This window comes from Paenibacillus sp. EKM211P, assembly GCF_011066175.1.
Taxonomy (GTDB): Bacteria; Bacillota; Bacilli; order Paenibacillales; family Paenibacillaceae; genus Paenibacillus; species Paenibacillus polymyxa.
The window spans coordinates 120,674-146,022 of sequence record NZ_JAAMNS010000006.1; the positions used below are offsets into that span (position 1 = coordinate 120,674).

18 protein-coding genes are annotated in these 25,349 nt (G+C 46.3%); 15 read left to right on the plus strand and 3 right to left on the minus strand.

Features of this window, described 5'->3' with window-relative positions:
• Positions 1-20 precede the first annotated feature (20 nt).
• The 7 genes from pgmB (at position 21) to G9G57_RS12065 (ending at position 9,888) form a co-directional block, all read left to right on the plus strand.
• Positions 21-686 carry a beta-phosphoglucomutase gene (gene pgmB / locus G9G57_RS12035; protein WP_164964991.1) on the plus strand — a complete coding sequence of 222 codons (666 nt, stop codon included), beginning with the start codon at positions 21-23 and terminating at the stop codon, positions 684-686.
• Between the two features lie 165 nt (positions 687-851).
• Positions 852-2,330, plus strand: a complete 1,479-nt coding sequence (locus tag G9G57_RS12040; RefSeq protein WP_107734446.1) for a spore germination protein — start codon at positions 852-854, stop codon at positions 2,328-2,330.
• A 4-nt stretch (positions 2,331-2,334) separates the two neighbouring features.
• Complete coding sequence (locus G9G57_RS12045) at positions 2,335-3,489, plus strand: Ger(x)C family spore germination protein (protein WP_164964992.1); 1,155 nt, start codon at positions 2,335-2,337, stop codon at positions 3,487-3,489.
• On the plus strand, positions 3,489-4,607 hold the full coding sequence (locus tag G9G57_RS12050; protein ID WP_107734445.1) for a GerAB/ArcD/ProY family transporter: 1,119 nt from the start codon (positions 3,489-3,491) through the stop codon (positions 4,605-4,607). The genes G9G57_RS12045 and G9G57_RS12050 overlap by 1 nt, the downstream gene beginning before the upstream one ends.
• 208 nt (positions 4,608-4,815) lie before the next feature.
• Positions 4,816-6,471, plus strand: coding sequence for an SWIM zinc finger family protein (locus G9G57_RS12055; RefSeq protein WP_164964993.1), 1,656 nt, complete (start codon positions 4,816-4,818; stop codon positions 6,469-6,471).
• Complete coding sequence (locus G9G57_RS12060) at positions 6,468-9,431, plus strand: DEAD/DEAH box helicase (RefSeq protein WP_164964994.1); 2,964 nt, start codon at positions 6,468-6,470, stop codon at positions 9,429-9,431. Before G9G57_RS12055 ends, G9G57_RS12060 begins: the two co-directional genes overlap by 4 nt.
• Before the next feature lie 112 nt (positions 9,432-9,543).
• Positions 9,544-9,888 carry a hypothetical protein gene (locus tag G9G57_RS12065; RefSeq protein ID WP_016820169.1) on the plus strand — a complete coding sequence of 115 codons (345 nt, stop codon included), beginning with the start codon at positions 9,544-9,546 and terminating at the stop codon, positions 9,886-9,888.
• An 89-nt stretch (positions 9,889-9,977) separates the two neighbouring features.
• On the opposite strand, the gene G9G57_RS12070 is transcribed toward G9G57_RS12065, so the two are convergent.
• Positions 9,978-12,077: a pectate lyase family protein gene (locus G9G57_RS12070; RefSeq protein WP_164964995.1), complete on the minus strand. Its 2,100-nt coding sequence runs from the start codon at positions 12,075-12,077 to the stop codon at positions 9,978-9,980.
• A gap of 340 nt (positions 12,078-12,417) precedes the next feature.
• Here G9G57_RS12070 and G9G57_RS12075 point away from each other — a divergent pair, with 340 nt between their 5' ends.
• The 8 genes from G9G57_RS12075 (at position 12,418) to G9G57_RS12110 (ending at position 23,822) form a co-directional block, all read left to right on the plus strand.
• Positions 12,418-12,939 (plus strand): ClbS/DfsB family four-helix bundle protein, encoded by a 522-nt coding sequence (locus tag G9G57_RS12075; protein ID WP_019685820.1) that lies wholly within the window; start codon positions 12,418-12,420, stop codon positions 12,937-12,939.
• A gap of 75 nt (positions 12,940-13,014) precedes the next feature.
• The gene (udk, locus tag G9G57_RS12080) at positions 13,015-13,650 is read left to right on the plus strand and encodes a uridine kinase (protein WP_013368919.1); all 636 of its coding nucleotides are present in this window, start codon (positions 13,015-13,017) and stop codon (positions 13,648-13,650) included.
• A 236-nt stretch (positions 13,651-13,886) separates the two neighbouring features.
• Complete coding sequence (locus tag G9G57_RS12085) at positions 13,887-15,452, plus strand: response regulator transcription factor (protein WP_017425627.1); 1,566 nt, start codon at positions 13,887-13,889, stop codon at positions 15,450-15,452.
• Between the two features lie 39 nt (positions 15,453-15,491).
• Positions 15,492-17,306 (plus strand): cache domain-containing sensor histidine kinase, encoded by a 1,815-nt coding sequence (locus tag G9G57_RS12090; RefSeq protein WP_019685819.1) that lies wholly within the window; start codon positions 15,492-15,494, stop codon positions 17,304-17,306.
• A gap of 311 nt (positions 17,307-17,617) precedes the next feature.
• On the plus strand, positions 17,618-18,907 hold the full coding sequence (locus G9G57_RS12095; protein WP_016820162.1) for an ABC transporter substrate-binding protein: 1,290 nt from the start codon (positions 17,618-17,620) through the stop codon (positions 18,905-18,907).
• Between the two features lie 101 nt (positions 18,908-19,008).
• A complete protein-coding gene (locus tag G9G57_RS12100) occupies positions 19,009-19,905 on the plus strand; it encodes a carbohydrate ABC transporter permease (protein WP_016820161.1) in 897 nt (298 codons plus the stop codon).
• On the plus strand, positions 19,902-20,726 hold the full coding sequence (locus tag G9G57_RS12105) for a carbohydrate ABC transporter permease (protein ID WP_013368914.1): 825 nt from the start codon (positions 19,902-19,904) through the stop codon (positions 20,724-20,726). The genes G9G57_RS12100 and G9G57_RS12105 overlap by 4 nt, the downstream gene beginning before the upstream one ends.
• 51 nt (positions 20,727-20,777) lie before the next feature.
• Positions 20,778-23,822, plus strand: a complete 3,045-nt coding sequence (locus tag G9G57_RS12110; RefSeq protein WP_019685818.1) for a glycoside hydrolase family 2 TIM barrel-domain containing protein — start codon at positions 20,778-20,780, stop codon at positions 23,820-23,822.
• A gap of 117 nt (positions 23,823-23,939) precedes the next feature.
• Here G9G57_RS12110 and G9G57_RS12115 read toward each other — a convergent pair whose 3' ends face one another.
• Positions 23,940-24,356, minus strand: a complete 417-nt coding sequence (locus tag G9G57_RS12115) for a hypothetical protein (protein WP_226888813.1) — start codon at positions 24,354-24,356, stop codon at positions 23,940-23,942.
• Positions 24,316-25,254: a YwqG family protein gene (locus tag G9G57_RS12120; RefSeq protein WP_164964996.1), complete on the minus strand. Its 939-nt coding sequence runs from the start codon at positions 25,252-25,254 to the stop codon at positions 24,316-24,318. The genes G9G57_RS12115 and G9G57_RS12120 overlap by 41 nt, the downstream gene beginning before the upstream one ends.
• Positions 25,255-25,349: the final 95 nt, after the last annotated feature.

The window sequence follows — 25,349 nt, forward strand, 5'->3', positions numbered from 1 at the left end:
ACCAGACAGGGGGAAAGCATATGAAAGCAGTTATTTTTGATCTGGACGGAGTCATTACAGATACGGCTGAATATCATTTTCAGGCATGGGGCAGCTTGGCGGCAGCGCTCAGCATCCCTTTTGATCGGGAATTTAATGAACAGTTAAAAGGAATCAGCCGTACGGAATCACTCGAAAAAATACTAGTGCGTGGTAACCTGTCCGATACGTTATCAGAAGAAGGCAAGCAAGAACTGGCCATGCAAAAAAACACCGAGTATCAGCGGCTTATCTCAGCTTTAACTCCCGCAGACGTTCTTCCCGGTATTAAAGCGCTTCTGAAGGAGCTTCGTGAAGCCCGAACCGGCATCGCGCTCGCCTCTGCGAGCAAAAATGCAGCGTTTATACTGGATCGGCTGGAGCTAGCACACTATTTTGACAGTGTGGTGGATGTTACGGCCATTCGGAATGGCAAGCCTGACCCAGAAATTTTCCTCGCCGGAGCTGCGAATTTGGGCGTTCAGCCTGCCGATTGTATCGGCATAGAAGACGCACAGGCCGGCATTCAGGCGATCAAGGGCGCCGGGATGTTCGCGGTCGGTGTAGGAACGCCTTCGCAAATGCAAGGTGCGGATATCGTGGTAGCCACTACAGCCGAGCTTTCTTTGAGTATGCTGGAGGAACATTTTTACGAGTTCAAAAAATGATCTCATTCTGATTAAGTTCATATGACGTTATGTATGACTAGAGACGAACACCATTAGGTGTTCGTTTTTTTCTTGTACTGTACAAAAGGATTCATGAATATTTATCACTATTTTACACATATTACATGCATATCATGCTTAAGTTTTTTGAAGGGGGAAACGTCATTGGCAAGACCACTCAAGGCGAAATTGGACCATCTAAAAAAGACCCTGGGTCATCTTCCTGATGTCGTCTTCAAAAAAATGAATGTAGGCCAAACGGGAATTCATGTCATTATGATCTATCTCTCCGGTATTGCGGATACAAGTATGATTAACGAACAAATCGTCAAGCCGCTCATTTTAACTGGAGTCCGTGAAAACCACTCCCAAGTTAATCCTGAGAAAATAAAGGAGGAGTTGATACAGCAGACAGCATTTACGATCGATATGACAGAAGGGACAGACCTTGAGACGTGTGTAAGCAAAGTATTATCGGGATATACTTGTCTGCTGATCGAAGGAACGGATGATGTTTTTTTTGCTTCTACAGGCAAATTTCCTTCGCGAAGTGTTGATGAACCCAGCACCGAAACTTTGGTTAGAGGACCAAGGGAAGGTTTTATTGAGGATTTGGAAAGTAACCTGGCAATGGTTAGAAGGCACATCAAAGATATTAGTTTCAGAATAGACAAAATAACCATTGGAAGGAGATCCTCCCGTAAATTAGCAATCTTGTACATATCGGATATCACAAATCCGGAGCTAGTTCAGGAAGTGAAGCGAAGAGTCAAAACGATTGATGTGGATGATGCTTCTGATACCGGGGTTATTGAGCAATGGATCGAGGAACATCCATGGTCTCCGTTTCCCCAGATTCAAGCCTCTGAACGCTCGGATAAAGCGATAACGGCCTTAATGTCAGGGAGGGTTGTCATTATGCTAGATGGCACCCCTTTTGTCCTAATTGCTCCCATGACCTTCTGGATGCTGGCTCAATCCCCAGAGGATTATTATGAGCGTTTTCCTTTAGGAACATTTTTCCGTATGCTTCGTTTAATGGCGTTGTTCATTGCAACATTCCTGCCTTCGTTGTACGTTGCACTCATTTCTTTCCATCCTGGATTAATCCCGCCTGAGCTGGTCATATCTATCGTTGCCTCAAGGGAGGGAATCCCTTTTCCCGTTTTTGTGGAGGCTTTAATTATGGAAGTGGCATTGGAAATATTGCGTGAGGCAAGTCTGCGGCTACCCAAAGGGATAGGACAGGTCATCGGTATTGTAGGCGGTCTTGTTATTGGACAAGCAGCTGTCGAGGCGGCGGTTGTAAGTGCTTTTCTGATTATTGTTGTTGGTCTTACTGCCATTGCGTCCTTTGCAAGCCCGCAGTACAGCGGCAGTATCGGAATCCGGCTTCTTCGTTTTCCCATTATGATGATCGCAGGGGTTTATGGGCTGTATGGAGTAATTTTAGCCTTTATTTTTTTAGGCGTACACATGGTCCAGATCAAAAGCTTTGGAGTTCCTTACATGTCACCCCTGGCCCCTGTTCGGCTAAGAGATCAACAAGACACCTTGATACGGGTTCCTTTTAAATACCTCAGAAAGCGTCCGATCATGCTAAAAACACAGGACGAAACACATTCTAACAGGAAAAGGAAGTAAACCTATGATTTCTTACGCCTTTCTGTTTCGTCGCACCCTCTGGGTGCAAAAATGCTTTGCCGCATGGATCGTGTGTGCTCTCCTCACCGGTTGTTGGGATAGCAGAGAGATCGATAACTTGAGTATTATTCAAGGTGTCGCCATTGATATGGATCAGCAGGATATGCTGGAACTTACCTACCAGCACTTAATCGTGCAGAAATCCAAAAAAAATATGTACAGCAACGTAACAACCTTTAACAAGGATTCCATCCAGTCTGCTTCCAGGGAACAGGCCAAGCAGGTATCCCGTGCTCCTTTATATAGTTTTATTCGCCTGATTTTGATTAGTGATCAAGCTATACAAAAAAGAAGAATCGACCAGTTGTTAGATACGTTTACTCGCTCCTATAAACCAAGTCGAAAATCACTTGTTATGATCATAAAAGGCAATGCAAAAGAAGCGCTCAATAAGATCGGTAAACATCAAGAGATCCCTTCTATTGACCTTGAAGCAATGGCTAAAAACAGCAATTTAAACTCAAAAATACCTTATAGAATAACCTTAGGAGAAATTTCTACGCATATCTCACAAGGAGCTGACTTCCTCATTCAATGTCTAGAAACCAATGGAGGCAACCACTTCTCAGGCGCAGCTCTGGTCAGCGGCAAAACGAAGAAATTTGCTTATTGGCTGGACGAAGAGGATGTCATCGGAATCAACTGGATGCTGGGAAAAACGAAGGGCTCAATTATTAGAACTGAGAGCTCAAAGTCAAATCAATCCATGGTGTTTGAAGTTGAGGATGTCCATACAAAACTTATTCCCCACCTCAATGGACAGGATCTCTCATTCACAGTTCGTATTAAAGCAGATATCAAATTAAACGAAAATTCGGTTGATTTTGAGGACTTCTTGAAGGAATCGTTCATCCGAACCGCTACACAAGAGGCACAGGATGAAATCAAACATACCGTATCCCAATCGCTAAACACACTCCAGAAAGAAATGAGAGCAGATGTGGTCGGTTTTGGCACAAAAGTAAAAGTGAACTATCCCGCTTACTGGGATCAGGTAAAGGAAAATTGGCAAGATACATTCAGTCAAATACCAATCGATGTTAAGGCTAAAGTACAGATCGAGCGAACTGGTGCTTATACAAAAGGAGAGGGTGAATAATGTCTAATATACCTTCCATGAAAAAGGAAAAAATATCCACCCTGCAAGCCTTATTTACCGTCACTTCGACCGTGTATGCTGTGGGTATTGTCAGCTTACCAAGAACCATTGCGGAGAAGACGCACACGCCCGACGTGTGGCAGGGACTTTTGCTGGCAACTCTGCTTGGAATCGTTGTCATTTTTATCCATGTTAAATTGTGCGGACGATTTCCAGGGAAGACGTTCTATGAATTCAATCCTGTGATTGTAGGTAAATTCATCGGCCTTCTGATCAATATTGCATTTATTGTATTTTGCATGATGATCTGCTCTCTTGTATGTAGAATGATGGCGGAATTTCTCAAGGGTCTTGCACTGGAGAGAACCCCAATAAGCATGATTCTCTTGCCATTTCTTCTGCTTATCGGGTATTTGACCTGGGGCGGTCTCCATGCAATGGTTCGATTGATCGAGCTTTTTTTCCCTTTAACCTTTATTGTTTTTTTATTGTTGATCGTTCTTAATATCAACCATTTTAATCTTGATAATTTGCGCCCTGTTTTCCATAAAGGATGGCATCCGATCTTTGAATCACTTAAAGTTATACCTTTCTCTACAATGGGTTTTGAATCGATCCTTATCTTAACTAATGTGATGACCCACCCCCAAAAAGCATGGAAGGCCGGGTGGATCGGCTACTCGATTGCAATGGGTTTGTATATTTTAATGGTAACGATGGTCGTTGGCTGTATGTCCGTTGAAGAAGTTTCCCGATTGCAGTGGCCCGTCGTTTCTTTTGCACAGCAAATTGAATTCCCCGGCGCGTTCCTGGAACGATTTGAAATATTATTTATCATTTTGTGGACGATCAAAATTTTCATGACCGCCTCAAATTATTATTTCTATATTGTAGCTGGGATCAGCCAACTCACCCAAAAGTGGAACAGGTTTATCTGTTATCTCCCATTAATTATATTATTTTGCCTGAGCATGTATCCCCAAAATTTTATTGAAATAGGCAACTTTGATAAAATAATAGGTTATTTCGGAATTGTTGTATGCGCGGCAGTACCTTTGGTGCTTCTCGTCATCTCTATGGTCTTCCATCGAACAGAGAAGCCAAATGGGAAGAAGTAGAGGATACTCCCTCCTCGTTCTTGCCAATGACTCCCCCCTTATGCTATAGCGTAAGGGGTTTTTCACTTTTTACCCCAGCGGTTATTCTTCGGAATTTCCCAACTGCTCCCTCCACTCAATTTACATTCGTGAACTGATATAATGGAAGAGTTAAGCTACTATCAGGTCAATATCAGATCAACTATTCTCTCTTAGGAGACTAATGCATATGAAACCAACCTATCTTATGGATGATATACAGTGGCAGCAGCTTATTCAAAACGTGGCTGACCATTTTAATGATGTGACGATCAAACGAGGTTTTCAGTATTTCAAGCAGGGAAAGGTCAAAGAATTCGCAATGCCTGATGCTGACCATATCGCGGCTGTCGTGGACGGGAATGAGCTCTACGAAGTGGATCTCCACTTGAGTGCTTTTGCTGCCAGCAGATGTACATGCCCTGTTCGCACCAACTGCAAGCATATGATCGCCGTATTGCTGAATTACGCGAATGAACAGGAACGTTCCGTGCATGCATTAGTGAACGCTCATTCGGCAGGATTCACACGGCTGACTACAAAAGCAGACACCCGTACCACACCTGCTTTCCGGTCGAACCCTTCGCCGGATCACAAGGAAGCAACAAGAGATGCTCTCCGTAAAAAAGCAAGCAACCTACCGGACATGCCCGTTTCCGAATGGCATGATCTGTTCGATCAGTGTATCGCCCTTAATCATGTGCACACTCAAAATTCCCAATATGTGCAAAGTGCTTTAGCTTCGATCTATGCTGTGAAGCCGCCGCTCTTACCCGGTATGCAGCAGCTATATGGACTACATGCTCATCTGCGTGTGCTGGAGAAGCTGGTACCCCAGGCCCCCATGACGGGTTATCCCACTCATAGCTATATGGGCTACTACACCCAAATCGCCGCAGATGAACTTAAAGAGGCGATCGAGCGTGATTTTGAGCGTCCTCTGGAGCTAACTGATGAACCGATGTACGAAGCTCGTATGGCAGAAACTTTAGCTTATTTACGTCAAAAAATGCTGACAGAGTCGCGGAACGGTACTTATTTTTCAGACGCGTACTATCAGTTTTGGCTGTACTGGGTGCATCCTGCAAGGCAGAAATCCAGCATATATGCGGAGGAATTGCAGCATTTACATTCAGCTGAAGAGGAGCATAGTGCTACGTTGGCACGGCTTCCGTGGATGCTGGCTCGGAGCTGGATGTATGTTTACCAAGCGCAGGATCCTAAAGCCTGGGAACTGCTAGAGGAGGCGGAACGAGCTTTTCCACTAAAAATCTCCTCCAGCCAGTTGCTATTGTTCTTACATGCATTGCGACAGGCCGCAGATTGGGTACGTCTCAAGGATGGACTGCAGCATATCGGCCCCCTCCTTCACAGTCATCGGGACGATCATTTACAGGATTATATGCATGATTGGGAGCTGGTGTTGCAGCACCTTCCAGAAGCAGAACAGGACATGTGGGACACGCTGATGGGTATGCTTCCATTTGCCGGGGGGATGTATGAAGAGGCCCTGCTTGCTCATGAAAAATGGCGGCAATGGATCGACTATCAGCTAAGCATACGCAGTGAACCTTTGAGTTTTCGGGTGAGCGTGCTGCAACCCATCGAAAAGAACGCGCCTGAGTTGCTGCTGCCCTTTTACCATCAAGCGGTAGAACGTTATGTGCTGGAAAAAAACAGATCTAGCTATAAAGCGGCAGTTAAGCTGTTAAAGCGATTGTTCAAGCTGTACAAAAAAATGAAGCAAGAAACACGCTGGGAGCTGTTCTTCATGACCTTTACCAGCCGTCACAGCCGCCTGCGGGCGCTACAGGAGGAATTGCGGAAAGGGAAATTGTTATCATGAGCCAATATACCGAAACGATTACGGTGCACATCCAATTAACTACCTATGGAGACGCGCTAATTTATGGCGATTCCTCCATGAACTATAGCATTTCCGGTCAAATGTTGAAGCAACGTCTGTTTGCTTGGCATGAGGCTTCATTTTATGGCACCGAGCTAGAGATTCAGCATGTTCAAGACACAGATATTATCGTGCTGCCCTCGGAGCAAGTGATTCCTTTTCTGGCAGAGCAGGAGCTTCTACAGCATATCGAATGGATCTGGGACGAGGCCAATGCCCCGTGGCTTCGGCTGATCCCTCCATTGGCTCACTGTATTGAAACGAAAGCCTATGTGCCCAGCTTCACGTCGTTCCAGGCAGGGAAGCTGCACTGGAAGTGGGATGCAGAAGCATTGGAAAGCATCCAACCAGCAGAACTTGCTTTGCTGGACAACCTGGATGAGAACGAGCGCGATGGGCTGGTAGCGGCGTTCTCGGCCGCTGTATTTCAGCGCTGGTACGGCACCGAAGCGGAAGCTGCTGACTTGCGAAGAGAATATCCGATTCTCTTCGCTCCCCAACGCCAGGTCGCAGCAGGCCTGGATGCTCAGGCATGGCTGATCGCCATTGGCTGGAAGTCCGATACGGCGCCGTTCCGTCCGCTTCTGCAACTACTGGAGCCAGAGCTGGAGGACGACGAGCCGTCCTGGCAGCTCAAGCTTGTGTTGCAGGACAAGCAGGACCCGGCCTTGCTGGTGCCTGTACAGCTCGCCGATGACGGTTATGCCTCCGGCTCATGGCCCGAAGCGTGGACGGCGCATGTGCGTGAGCGCTCAGGCGGGTGGCTGGAACGCTTGACCGCTATTTTGCCCGCAGGCCAGCGTGCCGGAAGCCACGACGATATACTGAGTCGCCCGCTCTCCGACGAGGCAGCGTGGCAATTCCTGACGACCGACAGCCAGCGTCTGCTGGAAAGCGGTTGGCAGGTGCTGCTGCCAGCCTGGTGGGAGGCAGCCACCCGCAAGAAGCCAAAGCTGCGAGCCAAGGTTCGCCCAGGCGAAGGTGCGGGAGAGCGCTCGAAGGGCAGCTCGCTGTTCGGACTGGACTCCATTGTCCAGTTCGATTGGCGTGTGGCCATCGGCGATGCCGATCTGAGCGAGTCGGAGTTCGCCGAGCTCGTGGCTCGCAACGAGCGCTTGGTGCGCTTCCGCGGCCAATGGATCGCGCTCGACCCTGCGCTGCTGGCGCAAATCCGCCGCGCCATGGCCGGGATCGACAGCACTCAGGGATTGTCCTTTCAGGACATCCTGCAGCTGCATCTGCTTGGTAACACCGACGAGCCTGAAGGCGACGCCTCGGGCGAGCAGCCGGAGGACCCGGCACGCTTCCGACTGGAAGTAGAGCTGAACGCTCATCTACTGAAGCTGATCAGCCAGCTCGGACGGCAATCGGAATGGCCCGCTTTGGACGTACCCGATGGGCTGCAAGCCGAGCTGCGGACGTATCAGCAGGACGGGTATGCATGGCTTGCCTTTTTGCGACGCTTCGGATTGGGCGCGTGCCTAGCCGATGATATGGGACTCGGCAAAACGGTGCAGTTTATCACTTATTTACTGCACCTACAGGACATTGCCGCCGAGACAGGTGTGCGCTCCAGTTCGCTGCTGATTTGCCCGACTTCAGTGCTGGGCAACTGGCAGAAGGAGCTCAGCCGCTTCGCTCCCTCCTTGAAGGTCATGCTGCACTATGGAAGCAAACGGGAGCAAGGAGACTTGTTCCGCGAAAAAGTCGAGCAAGCTGATGTCATCCTGACCTCCTTCGCTACGGCAACTCTGGACCAAGAGCTGCTGCAGAGCATGACTTGGGATTCGATCTGCCTGGATGAAGCGCAAAACATTAAAAATGCGCAAACCAAGCAATCCACAGCTGTGCGCAGCTTCCCTGCACGTCATCGTATCGCGTTGACAGGAACACCTATTGAAAATCGGCTGTCCGAGCTATGGTCCATTTATGATTTCATCAATCCAGGTTATCTGGGCAGCTCACGCGCCTTTAGCAATCGCTTCATGAATGCTATTGAAAAAGAACATAATGAGCAGCGCACGTTGGATTTGCAAAAGCTGGTTCAGCCCTTCATGCTACGTCGCAAAAAGAAGGACCCTGCGATACAGCTTGATTTGCCTGACAAGAATGAGATGAAAACGTACATTCACCTCACCTCCGAGCAGGGTGCGCTCTATGATCAGATTGTTAAAGAACTGATGGAACGGATGCAGAAGCTGGAGGGGATCGAGCGCAAAGGAGCCATTTTATCAGCCCTGACCCAGTTGAAGCAGCTTTGTAACCACCCTGCTCTCTTAACTAAGGAGGCGCTCCTGGATGCAGCAGCTTCTGGTTATAGTCAGCCCGATCTTGAAGCGGTTATTAGCCGTTCATCCAAGCTGGAGCGCATTCTGGCTATGGTCAAGGAGCTGCGGGAAGAGGGCGAGCGCTGTCTTATTTTTACACAGTATATTGGTATGGGACAGATGCTTCAGCAGGTACTCGCTCAGGAACTTCAAGAACCCGTGCTCTATCTGAACGGTAGTACATCCAAAACTGCGCGTGACCGAATGATTGAGCAATTCCAATCGCATACGCTTCCCCCTGACGAGCAGCCGTCTGTGTTTATTTTATCGCTCAAGGCCGGGGGGGTGGGTCTCAATCTGACGGCTGCCAACCATGTCTTTCACTTTGATCGCTGGTGGAATCCGGCTGTTGAAAATCAGGCCACAGACCGAGCCTACCGGATGGGACAAACCAAAGATGTACAGGTTCACAAATTTATCTCGTTGGGTACGCTGGAGGAACGTATTGATGAAATGCTGGAGAGCAAGCAGCAGCTCAGTGACCAAATTATCACCAGCACCGAGGGCTGGATTACTGAGCTGTCTACAGACGCGTTAAAAGACCTCTTCACGCTACGGCGCGATTGGGCATAATGAGGTGCTAAGTTCGTTATATGCCTATTTTAAGGAAGAGTAGTTTATAGCACGGTCCAACACTCCTTTGTGTGCATTTAATATCTCATCACAACAAAGGAGTTGATTTTTAGTGGCCATTCGTCCTCCACAAACGCTGAAATCTACGGGCAGAAAGGTTCCTGTTACGAGATATCGCAATGTGAGTCCAACACAAACCCTTCGTAGATTCACAGTTATCTGGGCTAACAATGATGGTGTACCTTTTAACACGTCTGGATTTTTTGCAACACTCCGGCGTTTAGATGGAACCTTTGTCCAAGCTGCAGGCTTCGACCGCTTTGGTACTGCCCGATTCAACAGAGTCCGCACACCTACGAACCAGCCTTATATTCTGCGTACTTTTAGAGATGATGGAGTATTATTCCGCGTTAGATCCGTACCTGCTGGCGTATCCTCATTTGTCGTTATTGGTTAAGTTCGTACCGAACGCAGCCTAAACATGTTTAACAAAAAAAGCAGTCAGAACAGAGCGCATCTGTCCTGACTGCTTTTTTTCAAAACTACCTACTCGGAATCTTCTTCCACTTGTGCATCTTTCGTAGCGGCTGTATTGTACACCGTTTTGAGCCAGTTCTCACTCGACCAGTTCAGCTTGCCTGCGCCCGCTCCGTCCTTGGCCTGCAATTGAGCAACCAAGTTGGCAGGGTCTTCGGCTGTATAGCTGTATGGCAACGTTGTGAACCCATTCCAAGAGAAGCTCTTAGCCTTTGCTGGATAAGGAGCTAACGGGCTATTCGCAGCGTCACTGCCGCCTCTGAACACGGCACCGTTGTCCGACAAGATAACATCCTCGGCTTTGATTTCACCTGTATAATCCGCTTTGTTAGGGTCTTTTTGATTATTACGCACCGGAGAAAACACATCAATTAAATACGATTTTTCTAGCAGCACTGCGCCGTTTTCTGTTGAAATCGCACCATTACCCACGACGTCAAAATGATATCCTTTGGCAGCGATCGCTTTGGCCATGTCGGACGTAATTCTTTTTTTGGCTCTGGCCAATCCAGCATCATCCATAACGATGTTATATGCATGCGCATTACCACCACGCAAACGTGGCATACGGTCCTGAATATCCAGATAATAATTATGATGCAGCGTCACTTCCAAATCCGCATTGTCGCCTGCCATTTCCGTGGCACCCACCAGATGCGCTTTCTTTTGTCCTGCTGCAATATCAATGATATCTTCTTTACTCATGCCCACTGCACTGCTTCTCAAATAAGCGTACATAGGGTAGGAGGACTTATCTGCTTCCATGGCATTGACTTGTTGGGTTACCCAGCTGTTGGAGCTGCGGTCATCTCCTTTGAACAATGACCAGGAAATTGTAACTCCGTTACTGCCCTTTTTCACATCTACCAGGCCATCATAGGCTTTGTTAAATGTACAATGGTCGATCCATACCTTAGAGCTTGCACCTTCGATGGTAATATAATCCCAGTCATTCTTGTCATAGTTTCCTTTGGTTGCTTCATCCCATTCCCACAGTTCATCAAATTCAAGGTTACGGAAAATCAGATTAGAGCTTCGTTTGATAACAAAACCGGCATGCTTGATTTTCGCACCATTGGCCGAGAAAATCGTAACTCCATTCATATTCTCGATATAGACTTTGCTCACCCCTGTCTTTTTCAGAACAGGATGTGTTTGTACAGGATTGTTGGCGCTAAATGGCATTGCCTTCGCAGCGCTAGGGATTTCATTCCAGCCAAGGTCCAGATCGTTCATAATTTCAATCACTTTAACCTTGCTGCCTTTTTTCAGTGCTTCGTTGAGATCTACAGCATTGTACACCTTTTTGTAATTAGCATCGGTATCGGTAATGTTCCCACCACCTGTATTACCATACGAAAAGCCAGTCAAATTATAATTATTTTTGGAGGTTACACCGGGGTCCATCCCTGGAGTTGGTTGTTCTGTACCCGGACCCGGTGTCGGCTTCACAGGTGGTGTACTTGCATTCCCTTCTGAAGAAGCACCCGATACAATCACATTGTCGAACTGGGCAACTGCTTTAGACGTTACCAGACCCATAGCTCCAGCAGTGAGACTAGTGTCTGTGGCGGATAACTCCAGCTGATCATTAACATACATTTTGATTTCCGAACCGGATAGCTCCAGCTTCACTCTGTACCATGTATTGGTGTCTAGTTTGTATTTTTTATTGGTAGCCAATGTCTTCATAGATCCATTAACTTTTTTACGAATCTCAAGGGCTCCGCCTTTCTTATTGTACAACGATGCTGCATAGAAGTTGTTAGAATCTGTGTATCTACCTGCCACATATACTCGATTAGAGCCATTAAAATCATTTACATATACATCTGCTTGCACACTATAATTCGTCCATGAGGTATTTCCTTTAACGGAATGGCTTTCGCTTCGACTAGATTGTTGGTATGTAGAACCATTCCCGTCCTTGACCACAGACCAGTTCCCCGAATCTGCGGACCAGCCTCGAGCTTCTCCTTGTTCAAAATCATCACTTACCTGTACATTCTCATCAGCCTGTGCATGGCCTAATAGCGGTAATGATAAAGACAGTGCCAACGTACTGCTTAACATTACACTTGCACATTTTTTTAACAAACTCGATTTCATATAACAATTCCCTTCTCAATTGGATTTATGAATACTAAAGCAAACGGTATATAACGTATTGATGGAGGAAATCATATCCATACACCAATGAGGGCCCCTAATCGCTATACTCCAATAATTATAGGCACTTAAATAAATATTAAAATATGTCTAATTACTTATCTTTTGTCTTAATTTTTCTATTAATTTTTCGTTCTTTTTCGCGAACACACCAAATGATGTTTCATAAAATCACAAAAAACGAGATTTTTTTATTTTTGAATAAGACATACGGTTGTCATATTGAGAATGGTACATATAAAGGGTGAGTATCACCAATATCATGTAAAGGAGCGATTAGATGTCTAGCTACGACTACGCTTCCAAATCAGAGTTAAAAGAAGCCATTCATACCGCCTACTTACGGTTTGACGGTGAATTCCAGGACATCGACGAAAGCCACAAGGATACTCGAATCGACGAAGTAGATAAAACACCTGCAGAAATGATAGCCTATCAGCTTGGATGGCTTCATCTTGTCATGAGTTGGGACAGAGACGAACGAGAAGGGAAAACCGTCATCATGCCTGCCCCGAATTATAAGTGGAATAGACTAGGCGAACTATACCAATCATTCTACAAGACCTATTCCCACCACTCTCTATATGAATTACGCGATATGTTCAAGTTGGCTGAGCAAACGTGGCTGGATTGGGTGGACACACTCAGTCATGAAGAACTCTTCACCCAGGGCGTTCACAAGTGGACAGGCACCAATCCGAACTGGCCTATGGCGAGATGGATTCATATCAATTCCGTAGCACCGTTCAAAACATTCAGGGCCAAGATCCGGAAATGGAAGAAATACAACGTGCAACATTGATGAAAAAAAGCGTGCATTGTGCTACAATACTTGAGTTGTATCGGGATACATTTAGGGAAGGGTAAGTGAAACGCCATGCTAATTATTGGTATTGCCGGCGGTACAGGTTCCGGTAAATCGACGGTCGCACGCGCCGTCGTTGAGCGTCTGGGATCTAATAAAGTGACTTTCATATCTCAGGATAACTACTATAAAGACCATTCACATCTGAGTTATGACGAACGTGCTTTGGTCAACTATGATCATCCGTTTGCCTTTGACAACGACTTGCTGATTGAGCATCTTCAATGTCTGAAAAAAGGACAAGCAACTCAAGCGCCCGTGTATGACTTTACGGTTCATGCTCGTTCCACGGACGAGACGGTAGAGCTTCTGCCGAATCATATCGTTATGTTGGAAGGTCTGCACGTACTGTCAGACGAAAAACTCCGCAGCCTGCTTGATATTAAGGTATTTGTGGATACGGATCCAGATGTTCGCATTCTCCGTCGGGTTCTTCGCGATATTGAGGAACGCGGTCGCACCATCCATTCGATCCATGATCACTATTTAACGACGGTTAAACCGATGCACGAGGCATTTATTGAGCCTTCCAAGAAATACGCCGACCTGATCCTGCCTGAGGGAGGACATAACGAGGTTGGTATTCAACTGCTGTCTATTTTGACTGAAAAATATTTGGCAGGAGATCGGACATGGGGTACTGTATAAAGTAATCCCGGTTGTTCAGGCTGTCGAGATTTTCTCGGCAGCCTTTTTTGTCTTTTGTATGCCATTTGAACTAAATTATTTTTGGAATCACCCTGCCGTTTATGTTAGCATGTAAAGATTAAAAGCTTTAGATTTTAGTTAAAGTTGGAAGCGTTATCAACTATGTCCGTCAGATGATTAGGCCCTCGCCTTAATGGCGTCTTTTTTGAATAGATATAATTATGGAGAGTGCTGTCATGAATGAGCTATGCAACATTTTAATTGTAGATGATGAAATATTGGTACGGCAAGGGATCAAACATCATTTGTCGTGGGAACAATACGGATTTCGAATTGTAGGCGAGGCCTCCAATGGGAAAGAGGCGCTGGAGCTGATTGAAGCCTTGCGTCCTCATATTGTCATTACGGATATCGTAATGCCGATCATGGATGGCGAGGAGCTGACACGCATCGTCAGACAGAACTATCCAGATATCGAAGTGATTGTGCTCAGCAGCTACGGCGAGTTTAATTATGTGCGCTCCACCTTTCAGCAAGGTGTGGCTGACTATATTTTAAAGCCCAAGCTGGACACAGATGAGCTGCTTCAGGTGCTCCAGCGAACAGCCCGCAAAATTCCATCCATTCAGTATCAAGAGGATGCCGGGAATAACCAAATTACGATGGAACATGTGATCGAGAAATTGATCTCCGGCTATAGCATAGACTATGAAGCTGAGCTGCTGAAGCAAGCATTCCCTTATGCCCGTTTTGCGCTCATAGGTATAGAACAGTCGGCACAGCAAGATAAGGGACGCTCTACCACTCTCTCTGCTTCAGACCTATTTTCCAAGCTTACAGATCGAGTAGCCTCTGCCTGTGAACACGTGGTTCTGCGCCAGCTGCCATCGGATGGGTATGCGGCCGTTTTTTTAGCCAATCTGGGGCCACGGGAATTAGATGCCTGGATGGCTGCGGTTAGGGAAGTTGCTCAAGAGATGAAGCAGCTCGATCCGCAGACGGGCTGGGCGGTCAGTCATCTATTTGATGATTTTAATCAGATTAGCGATGTCTATCAGGATGAACTGCCGAAGCTGCTAAGCTATCGCTTTTATTTCCCGGAGACAGCACTGCTCATAGAAGATGAACTCCCTCAGCCTGTTCAGGTGAATCGTTCGTTTAACTTAAAACAGTTTACGGAAGAGATGAAGCGTGAGCATTTTGATACAGCTTTTCAGGATTTGAGGTCTTATGTAGCCGCCATGTCCGGCAACTATACCTCGACCGCTTTTGAATTCAAATCGCTGCTCGGAAATATCGTGTTCAACATTACAATTTTGCTCGGGAATCAGGGGTATGATATGAAGGAGCTGGATGCGGCGAAATATTCGTATTTCAAAACAATTAATGATGCCCCTCATGTACATGAAGCCGTACGGTTGCTGGAGACTTTTTTGGAGGAAGCGAACCGACAGATCCTGGCTAAGACGCAGCAAGGAAGTAGTGCAAGCATGAAAAAATTGCTGGAGTATATTGAGGAACATCATGCTGAAACACTCAATTTGACGACCCTTGGGCAATATTTCCATTTTAACCCCTCTTATTTGTCCAGTTATTTTACGGCACACCATACAGAGGGATTTAGCGAGTACCTGAACAAAATTCGGGTTGAAAAAGCTGCTGAACTACTGCGATCGGGGACGCTGCCCATTTCAGATATTAGCAGTACAGTAGGCTATTCGGACCCCAGCTATTTTACTAAAGTGTTCAAAAAAGTGAAGGGATACTCTCCCAGTCAGTACCGCCGGGAACATCTCCATTAGAGAACAAGCGCATATCTGCCAGCAGAAAAGAGATAACATATGAAAAGATATATCCATAAGATCAAATATCAAGGTCTGTTCTTCAAAATCTTTATTGTTATGGTGGTCAGCATCACTGCGGTATCGTTGCTGACCTCTTTGGTGACGATTCGAATGTCTGAACGACTATTCGCTGAGACATTCAGTATTACCAATGCCAAGGTGCTTAGCCAGATTCAATCCAGCTTTGAATCCTTCAATGACTCTATCGTGAATGCTGTAACCCACGCTTCGGAAAATGGAACCGTCAAAAACTATTTGACTAGCGGCCAATCTGACTCGATTAACTCGGCAAGGATTTACTTCGGTATGGCACAGCAAATGAAGCAAATTAAATCGAACGTCGATGCTTATGATGTCGGTGTCGCTGTAACAGGTCTGAACGGACGGAGCTTTTACTCCGATTCCTCCTATTGGCCTGTAACTGCGGAGCAGCTTAAGAGCAGTGCTATTACGGCCCGAAGTGTAGCACGCCCGGCACAGCTTATGTATCAAATGGATACGGAGTTATTTCATCAACAAATGACTAGCACCGTCCAAAAACCCTCACCCTATATTATCGCCTCTAAACCATTTATGGAGCGAACCAGTGGCACCTTGTACGGAATGATCTACATTGCCATTCGGGAGCCAGAATTTCGGCGTTTTTATAACAATTTCACGAGTAACGGTAATGATGTGCTTATTTTGGACAAATCAGGACTGATCGTATCGAGCAACCGTCAGGACCTAATCGGACAACGCTCCAGTGAGCTGCTGGGCTATGCCACCAAAATCAATGAACAGGGACTAAACTATATTAATGCGGATGTAATGAATAAGGAGAGCATCGTTCTTTCCAACTATATCCCTTCATTTGATTTTTATCTGGTGAACATGATCGATAGACAAACCGCGGTTGGGCAAATTATTGACGTTAAATCTGTTGTATGGATCTGCATCGCCATCGTACTGATTGCTTTGGTGATTGTTTTTCTGATTTCTCGTCGCCTGATTCGTTCTTTGACTCGGTTGGTCAAGCAAATGTCGACGATACGTGAGAAAAATTTTGATAATTATATCCCGGTTACGGGCAGCTACGAGGTCAGACAGCTAAGTCATGCTTACAACTACATGCTCGATGAACTAAATGATTATATTCGTAAGCTTTTAGAAACCCAAAAAGGCCAACGAAATGCAGAGCTTGCTGCACTACAACGGCAGATCAATCCACATTTTCTGTACAATACATTGGCTTCAATCAAAATGCTGGTACTCAAAGGAAACAAGGAAACCGCCGCCGAGACGATTAATGCGCTCATTTCCTTGCTGCAAAATACAATCAGCAATGTGAGCGAAACGATCACCATCGAGCAGGAAATGGCCAACATGCAAAATTATGTATTTATTAATCATGTGCGTTATGGGCAGCGGGTACAGGTAAATTATTTTGTATCACCCGATTGTCTGGAGTATCATGTGCCCAAGCTTATCATTCAGCCTTTTATCGAAAACTCTTTTTTCCATGCGTTTAATGAGAAAAATACAGGGCACATCTATATATTGGTGTCGAAAACAGAGGATACATTGATCTGTGAAGTAGTCGACGATGGAGACGGTATGGATTTGGACGGAAATACAGCGCAGGACGGACTGCCGAATCCCAAGAGCAAACGCCAACTATTTACAGGCATCGGCATTCAGAATGTACACAATCGCATTACCCTTTTGTATGGAGAAGAATATGGTGTGACCATCTCCAGCAAGAAGGGCGAGGGCACCAAAGTAAGAATGACACTGCCTCTAATTGTAAAACCCGCTCCTCCTACCCCATAAATATGGAGCGAGAACAGAGTGGGCCGAATGGTGCTTACAAGCAACAGCGATGGGAAGCACCATCGGCTGCGCAGTGGCGCTTCGTGAATATCTTTAGTCCCTCCTATAAAAAGTACCTAAACCTAAAGAAAACACAAATGTAAGCGGTACCTTTTTGGATAAATCATAATAATAAGACCAATCTGTATAAAGATATTCCTAACTGCCAGTAAAGCAAGGATGATAAACTAAATTCATAAACAAGGTAACCGCTTTCAAAAAAAGTTCTACATGGTTAGCAACATATAAAAAAAGAGTAGGGGTTGAACAAAATGAAAAAAATGTCTTTCCTTCTGCTGATTGCAAGCTTGATCTTGTTATCCGCATGCTCCAGCAATTCTGAGAAAGCAGCTACGACCACAGATTCAGGCAAGAAAGAAATTACAGTCTGGGCTTGGGACCCGAACTTCAACATCGCAGCCCTGAAGCTGGCAAAAGATCGCTATGTTGCCAAACATCCAGATGTAACCGTAAACATTGTCGAATATGCTCAAAACGATATCGTTCAAAAAATGAATGCCGGCCTCAACTCCGGTTCTACTAAAGGATTGCCAAACGTGGTTCTAATTGAGGATTACCGGGCACAGAACTTCCTGCAAGCCTATCCCGATTCTTTCCATGATATGACTAATTCGATCAAAGCATCCGACTTCGCTGATTATAAAATCGGGCCGACCAGCTACAACGGCAAGCAATACGGAGTTCCTTTCGACTCTGGCGTTATGGGATTGTATGTAAGAACGGATTATCTGGAACAAGCTGGCTACAAGGTGGCAGACTTGACCAATATTGATTGGGACAAATTCATTGAAATCGGTAAAGCTGTAAAACAAAAAACAGGCAAAGATATGCTGACTCAAGATCCGAATGACCTCGGTCTGATCCGTGGCATGATCCAAACAGCGGGTTCCTGGTACCTGAAAGAAGACGGTAAAACACCAAACCTGGCTGGTAATCCAGCTCTGAAAGAAGCGCTCTTGACGTACAAAGCCTTGTTCGACGCCAACATTGTTAAAATGAATGCCGACTGGAGTCAATTCTTGGCCGCATTCAACAGCGGTGCAGTTGCTTCTGTACCTACAGGTAACTGGATTACACCTTCAATTAAGGCAGAAGCTTCGCAATCCGGTAAATGGGCTGTTGTACCTTTCCCTAAACTGAAAAATATACCTGAATCCGTGAATGCTTCCAGCCTCGGCGGCAGCTCCTGGTATGTCCTCAACTCGGACGGTCAAGATACCGCTGCTGATTTCCTGAAAGAAACATTTGGTTCAGATACAGAGCTGTATCAAGATATGCTGAGCAAAATCGGAATTGTTGGTTCATTGAACGCAGCTTCCAGCGGTAAAGCTTATGACGTGGAAGATGCTTACTTCGGTGGCGACAAAGTATACAAGAAATTTGCTGATTGGACTAAACAAGTTCCAAAAGTCAATTATGGCCTGCACACTTATGCAATTGAGGACATCATGACTGTTGAAATTCAAAACTACCTGAACGGAAAAGATGTAGATGCAGTTCTGAAGGACGCTCAAGGACAAGCGGAAGCACAGCTTAAATAAGTCAGTCCATCTAGCCAAGGCTAAACAATAAAACGATAAGCACTTAAAACCTTGGGCTTGCGAGTTCAAGGTTTTATTGCTGCATAGGGAGTTGACATGGTATGAAGACAGCCGCGCCCAAAATGACTACAACACGTCTTAAAGCAGGTATGACAGGATGGTTGTTCATATCCATCGCAGTGATCATGATTGCCGCCTTTTATTTCTATCCGATGATTCAGGCGCTAATCTTATCCTTTAAGACGGGTACTGGGTCTAATCTGAGCTTTAACGGCATTGATAACTATAAGCGTCTGTTCACTGACAAAATGTTCATTACCGCTGTGAAGAATACGTTTATCTACTTAATTTTCCAGGTACCTTTAATGGTCATTCTGGCTCTGTTTATTTCCGTATTGTTGAATGATAAAAACCTGAAATTCAAAGGCTTTTTCCGCACCGCCATCTTCTTGCCGTGTATCACATCCCTTGTAGCCTATTCGGTTGTTTTCAAGTATCTGTTCTCGGCTGACGGTTTGGTAAACTCCTTGTTGCTGAACCTGCACGTGATTGGCACGCCAATCCAATGGATTACAGATCCTTTCTGGGCCAAAGTAACGATTATTATCGCGATCACATGGCGCTGGACAGGGTACAACATGATCTTTTACCTGTCGGGTCTTCAAAACATTGACAGTTCCATCTACGAAGCGGCCCGTATTGACGGAGCTTCCCCGATCCGGCAGTTTTTCAGCATTACCGTTCCACTGCTTAAGCCGATTATCCTGTTCACCTCGATTACATCGACGATTGGTACACTTCAGCTCTTCGATGAAATCATGAATATTACCAAAGGTGGACCAGGTAACGCGACATCTTCTATTTCGCAATATATTTATAATCTGTCCTTCAAGTATTCATCCGACTTTGGTTATGCGGCGACCGTATCTTATTCCATCGTCATTATGATCATTATCTTGTCGATTATCCAGTTTAAAGTGGCAGGTGAGAAAAAATGATGAAAACAAAAAGAGCATTTACGTACGCCTTTCTGATTCTTGTGTCATTCATTTCGATTTTCCCGTTCCTGTGGATGCTATCCAGCTCCACGAACCTGTCAGTCGATGTGACCAAAGGCAAGCTTCTGCCTGGCTCCCACCTGATGGATAACATGCACAATCTGCTCGAACAAGTAGACATCGTTACTGCGCTCAGTAACTCTGCAAAGGTTTCCATCTCAACGACGTTGCTGGCTATGCTCATTGCATCACTGGCTGGTTATGGCTTTGAAATTTACAGAAGTAAAGCGAAAGACGTTGTCTTCAATATCCTGCTGATGTCGATGATGATTCCGTTTGCGGCGATTATGATCCCGCTTTACCGGATGTTCGGCAGCATTTCTAATGTGATACCGTGGATCGGCATTGATACGCTCTCTTCTGTCGTTATTCCAACCGTAACTACGGCGTTCCTGATCTTCTTTTTCCGTCAAAGCACCAAGATGTTTCCCAAGGATCTGCTGGAAGCTGGCCGGATGGATGGATTATCCGAGCTGGGTCTGTTCTTCCGGGTGTATATGCCTACGATGAAAACAACCTATGCCGCTGCCGCAATTATCACGTTCATGTCCAGCTGGAACAACTACCTCTGGCCTCTGATTGTACTGCAAACGCCAGAAAATCAAACCATCCCGCTGTTGATCTCGAACCTCGGCTCCAGCTATGCACCGGACTACGGCGTTATTATGATTGCCATTGTCCTGTCCACATTGCCGACTGCACTGGTATTCTTCCTGATGCAGAAGCACTTTGTCGCAGGTATGGTCGGCTCGGTAAAATAATAGATTTCTGTATACGGTCTTCATTCAATTTAAAAATAAGGAGTGTTCGCCTTGACCATTCATACCCCTAGTCTGGACTGGCTCACCGATGTAACCAAATTCGCCGTAAATCGCTTGCCTGCCTATTCCGATCATAAATATTACACCACGCTTCAGGAAGCAGAACACCAGGCCGATATGGTCTGGCGTCACAGCCTGAATGGGAGTTGGAAGTTCAACTATGCGACGAATCCAGCCACTCGCCCAGCAGAATTCTATGCCCCTGACTTTGAATATGGCGGCTGGAGCGATATTCAGGTACCAGGTCATATTCAGACGCAAGGCTTCGGCCAAATGCAGTACGCCAATACGATGTACCCGTGGGACGGACATTCGGACGTTCGTCCACCTCATATTCCACAAGACCACAATCCGGTCGGTAGCTATATCAAAAGCTTTGTTTTGCCTGAAAATATGGCTTCTGACGCGCAGCCTGTGTTCATTTCTTTTCAAGGTGTTGAGTCGGCTTTCTATGTATGGCTGAACGGACAATTTGTCGGTTACAGCGAGGACAGCTTTACACCGTCTGATTTTGAACTGACACCCTACCTGCAAGCTGGCGAAAACAAGCTGGCGGTAGAGGTATATCAAAGAAGTACGGGAGCTTGGCTGGAGGATCAGGATTTTTGGCGTTTTTCCGGCATTTTCAGAGACGTATATTTGTACACGATCCCTACTGTTCACGTACGCGACCTGCATGCCAAGGCGGACCTGGATGCTACCTACACGCAGGGCCTGCTGGAATTGAAACTGACTTTGGAGCAACCAGCAACAGCCCATACAACTGTCGATGTGAAGGATGCCACCGGACATATAGTAGCTTCTTTGAAAGCTGACTTTACAGATGGCATCGCCTCGCTGTCAGCAACTTTGGAGCAAGTAGAGCGCTGGAGCGCGGAAAGGCCTTATTTGTACACGTTGTTCATTCAAATTTATGATGCCGATGGAACACTCGTCGAGGTGATCCCACAAAAGGTTGGTTTCCGCAAATTCGAGATGGTGAACAAGGTCATGCATCTGAATGGCAAGCGCATTGTGTTCAAGGGCGTGAACCGTCATGAATTTAACGCTCGTACCGGGCGTGCAATTTCCCGTGAAGATATGCTGTGGGATATTCGGACACTCAAGCAGAACAATATGAACGCTGTACGTACCTCTCATTATCCGAATCAGACACTGTGGTATGAGCTGTGCGATGAGTACGGGATATACGTGATTGACGAAATGAACCTGGAAACACACGGTTCCTGGCAAAAACTCGGCGCGGTCGAGCCTTCGTGGAATATTCCGGCCAATCTGCCTGAATGGCAGGATATCGTTATGGATCGCGCTATTTCCATGCTGGAACGGGACAAAAACCATGCATCCATTCTGATCTGGTCCTGCGGAAATGAGTCGTATGCAGGCGAAGTGCTACGCAATGTCGCTAATTATTTCCGGTCCACCGATCCGAGCCGTCTGGTACACTACGAAGGCGTGTTTCACAATCGTACGTATGATGATACCAGCGATATGGAGAGCCGGATGTACGCCAAGCCCGCTGATATCGAGCAATACTTGAATGACAATCCACAAAAGCCGTATATCAGTTGCGAATACATGCATGCTATGGGCAATTCTGTGGGCGGCATGCACAAGTATACCGAGTTGGAGAACAAATACGAGCTGTATCAGGGCGGTTTTATTTGGGATTACATCGACCAAGCGGTCATGAAAAAAGATCGTTACGGACGCGAGTACCTCGCGATCGGCGGCGACTTTGACGACCGTCCAACAGACTATGGCTTCTGTACGGACGGAATTGTCTATGCGGACCGGAAGGTTTCACCGAAGATGCAGGAGGTCAAATTCCTGTACCAAAATTTGAAGCTCATCCCGGATACCAAAGGTGTGACCATTCGCAATGAAAACCTGTTCGAGGGAACAGGGGACTATGAACTGGTATACAGCCTGTTGCATGAAGGTCAAGAGATCACGCGAAATGTGAGTCATGTGGATGTGGCGGCTCAGACCGAAGCCTATATTCCATTGACGTTCCCAAGCACAGACGGGAAGCCTGGGGAATATGTCATTCACACGGCGCTTGTATTGAAGGAAGCGACGCTCTGGGCTGAGGCTGGGCATGAAGTAGCCTTCGGACAGCATATTTTCATTGTGGAAAATCCAAATCCGCTGAAAGCTCCTACAGGTGGAGCCCTACGAGTGGTGCATGGCGATGTAAATATTGGCGTTCACGGTACAGATTTCAGCATCATGTTCTCCAAAGGAGCAGGCAGCCTGACTTCACTTCGCTACGCGGGACGTGAGATGATCGCTACGCCTCCTGCCCCGTTGTTCTGGCGGGCGACCACAGACAATGATCGGGGTACCGCACTCGGTTTTGAAGCTGGTGGCTGGTTCGCTGCAAGTCTGACGCGTAAATGTGTGGACATCGAGGTCACGGAAGAGCAGGCAGACCGTGTGACCATTACGTTCCGCTACACGCTGAGCATTCATGCCGACGTACAGGTAACGGTAGCCTATACCGTCTTGGCGGATGGCAGTCTGAACGTAAAATCCACCTATGAAGGTGTATCGGGACTGCCTAACCTGCCGATCTTTGCCCTTTCGTTCAAGGTTCCAGCGGACTACCGCCATCTGGACTGGTATGCGATGGGACCAGAGGAGAATTACATCGACCGGGCCTTCGGTGCTAGACTTGGCGTATTCCGCAACGAAGCTGCGGATAACGTGTCCGGGTATGTCGTGCCACAGGAATCCGGCAATCGTACAGGCGTGCGCCGTGTCGATATTACTGACGATTCCCAGCGGGGCATCCGCATTACCGCACCTGCCACCGCGCCGGTGGAATGCAATATATCGCCGTATACAGCGTTCGAGCTGGAAAGTGCATACCATGTGTATGAGTTACCAAACGTGTATTACACCGTTGTCACCGTAGCTGGCAAGCAAATGGGCGTAGGCGGCGACGACAGCTGGGGTGCTCCAGTACATGAAGAATATCAAATCCCAGCCGATCAAAAGCTGGAATTCGAGTTTACCGTGCAGCGGGTATAAATACACTCCCCGCATAGGCAAGTATATATAACAAAAGCCCTTCCGCTGCTTCCCTCATGGAAAGCCGGAAGGGCTTTTGTATTTACGTAATTGTAGAATAGGCGGCGGACGCCCTATCTATTTCAAAACAACTTCAATATCACGTCCAGGATCACTGTACTTGTAGATGCCAGGATTTAGTTCCAATCTTCCGTCTAATTTAATATCTTTATAACGATCAACATTAACGCCTGTGGATACCATACCCTTCGCAATGATCTCAGGTACTACTTCTTTGCCGTTAATTCGCATCGTTGTTTGGCTGACACCTTTGAAGCCAGGGGAACCGGATTTCGATTCGACAATCAAATCTTTTCCCTCTGTATAGTATGCAAAATCAATTTGATAACCGTCCGCTTTAAGGCCAGCGAACTGTTTCTCTTCTTTAGGTTTATGAAGTGTGACCCAATTTTTAGACGTATCACGTTTCTCAATGACAGCATCGGCGCCCCGGCTAGCTCGTAGCCAGATTGACATACGTTCGCGTGAAATCAAGGTTTTTCAAATCCCTTTGATCTATAAAAAACTCCAAATACCCTGCGTCCCACCAGCACATACCGACCTCATTCAAGGATGATACAGAGAGCAAAACATGCCAATTTTCCGAAGCTTGATTGTGCTTTTCGCGATTCGCCTGGTATTCTTGCAGCTGAGGCAGCACTTCAGATCGTAACTGCTCCGCATACTCCGTACTTCCCCTATGCATAGCTTGCTCGGCTTCCTGGTGGATCTGACTCTCACTCTTATGCCAGTTAAATAGAAGACCCTCTAGCCCGTTTCGGCACAGATAAGCATCCCGACGAGTATTCCCGGCAAAAGACTGATGCTGTCCCCACACCGTGTCGCTATGTTCATATAGAAGCTCATAAAGCTCTTCGTACTGATCTAAAAGAATATCTCCCAGCTCACCCTCCGATGGCAGCGTCAAGATCGGCTGAAAAGAAATTGCATACGAGGTGAAATCCCTGTTCTCGGCACATACTTCAACCTCCCCATTCGGCGGCAAAGTTTTCTTCAAAGCGCTGCTGTCACCGTTATAGTAAAAGACTTTATGGTCAATATCATAAGCTGGCTCATCCAGCCCAAGAAAAAAGTATAATATGCCCTGATGAGGCAATCCCTCGAATGGTGAAAAAGGCAACTCGCTTAGATTGATTTGCGCAATAAACGTATAATATTCTCCGTCTGAATTACACGGCCACTCTATTGTGGGCGGCAGATCTGGATAGCCGGCGATCCGACTATTCCCAACGTTTTCATAGTTTTCCTCATGCTCTAGCTGAAATTGTATAGTAGCTTCGGCTTCCTGATTGATCTCTTTTTTTAATTCTTCACCAAGTGAATGCTCTTCGAGTATTCGAGTCAGTTCTTCCTTTAATGGTGGTTGTAGCATCTCACTCGCCCCTTTTAACAAAGTATTATGTATTGCACTCTCATTCAATCTCTCTTAAATCAGATTATCAAATTATAGTCTGATAAGCCATGCCT